At 69.0% G+C, this 1,709-nt stretch carries 1 protein-coding gene; it reads right to left on the reverse strand.

Features of this window, described 5'->3' with window-relative positions; translation table 11 throughout:
- Positions 1–1,043: 1,043 nt before the first annotated feature.
- Positions 1,044–1,709, reverse strand: a 666-nt coding sequence (locus tag AB0M88_RS53235; protein ID WP_364116321.1) for an EAL domain-containing protein, incomplete at its 5' end; no start/stop codon positions are given.

Here is a 1,709-nt window from a genome sequence, read left to right on the forward strand (position 1 = left end):
CGAATCCGCCACCCCATCGGCAGAGATCGCCGCCTAACATCAACACCAACGGATCAGCGCTGGCCGCCTCTTACACCACGCCAGTGGACGTGACCCGCCCGCCCGCCGCCCGTCCGGTGCGCTGGTCGCCTAGGCCCGCAGGCCGCCCGCCCGGGTGCGTTGGTCGCCTGGGCCTGTTGGCCGCCCGCCGGGGTGCGCTGGTCGCCCTGGGGGTGCTGGTCGCCTGGGCTCGCCGCCCGCTCGCCGCCCGCCCGGTGCGCTGGTCGCCTGGGCCCGCGGGCCGCCCGCCTGGGTGCGCTGGCTTCCTCGGCGCGCCGGCCGCCCGGGGTCACCACTCGTGTCCGGGCTGATCAGAATCGTCCTCGGCTGTGGTGTCGGGATGGGTCGCAGTTTAGGCCGGATCGATTGCTAATGCGCAGCGCTGCGTCTTCGGGAAACGGCGAGACAATGGGCTCGCAGTTGGTCCGGAGGATTACTAGAATTTTGTCATCGAAGGCCTCGATCGGCAACCAGGTCAGCGTCGGTATCGGGGTGGATCTGCGCCCATAATGGCTTTCCGGTGATTTGGCGGGCGCACTTTTATCGGCATGAGAATGGCGGGTTTTGCAGGGCTGAAGGGCGCGTCGGCTGTCGGGGGCCGGCGTCGCCGGCCGGAAGCTGGCCGAGGTGGGCTGTGCGGGTCGCCGCCTCGCCGTCGCGGGCTGTCGCGGGAGTGGCTGGATCGGGCGGCGGAGCGGTCGGTCCCCGCTCGGGTTGGTGTGCACGCTACCGTCTTCTTATCGCGGCGGCTGTGGCTTGAGGCCCGCGGCGAGTTGTCCGGTTTTGAACAGCCTGAGGAGACATCGATGACTGACGCCGATTCTGTTGCTGACGCCGATGCGGAGGCTGAGGAGCAGCCGCAGCCGTTTGAGAACCGGGCGGCCCGGCGGTCCAAGGGTAAGGCGACGCCCAACCATGCCGGGGGGACGGCCGGTCGCGTTCAAGGGCGTTCCGGCACGGTGCAGAGTCCCCGCCAGTATGGCAACCGGCGTAGCGGCTGATCGTCAGGCCGTGCCGACCCAGCCGTACAGGAAAGCGCTGAATTCCTCGGCCGGGACCGGCCGGGAGAAGAGGTAACCCTGGCCGTGGGTGCAGCCCAGTTCCCCGACCAGGCGCTGCTCCTCGGGGGTTTCGATGCCCTCGGCGATGACTTTGAGGTTGAGGTTGAGGCCCATGGTGACGATGGTGCGGACGAGTTCGCGGCTGCGGGCGTTGCTGGTCGAGCGGGACACGAACGAGCGGTCGATCTTCAGCGCGTCGAACGGCAGGTCGTGCAGGGCCTCCAGCGAGGAGTAGCCGGTGCCGAAGTCGTCGATGTGGACCTCGACGCCCATCGCGGTCAGGTCGGCGATCACCCGGGTCGCGTGGCGGACGTCGTGCATGATCACGCCTTCGGTGATTTCGACGGCGAGGCTGCTCGGGTCGAGGTCTTCGGCCGTCAGGGACTCGACGACGTCTTCGATCAGGTTGCCGTGCCAGAACTGGCGGTTGGAGACGTTGACGCTCATCCGCATCTCGGGAACGCCCCACTCCGCGACCTGGTGGCAGGCGGTGCGCAGCACCCAGGTGCCGATTTTGACGCCGAGGTCGCTCTCCTCGGCGATCGGCAGGAAGACCGGCGGCACCAGCAGGCCCCGGGTCGGGTGCCGCCAGCGCAGCAGCGCCTCGAC

Source organism: Actinoplanes sp. NPDC051411 (assembly GCF_040682075.1).
Taxonomy (GTDB): domain Bacteria; phylum Actinomycetota; class Actinomycetes; order Mycobacteriales; family Micromonosporaceae; genus Actinoplanes.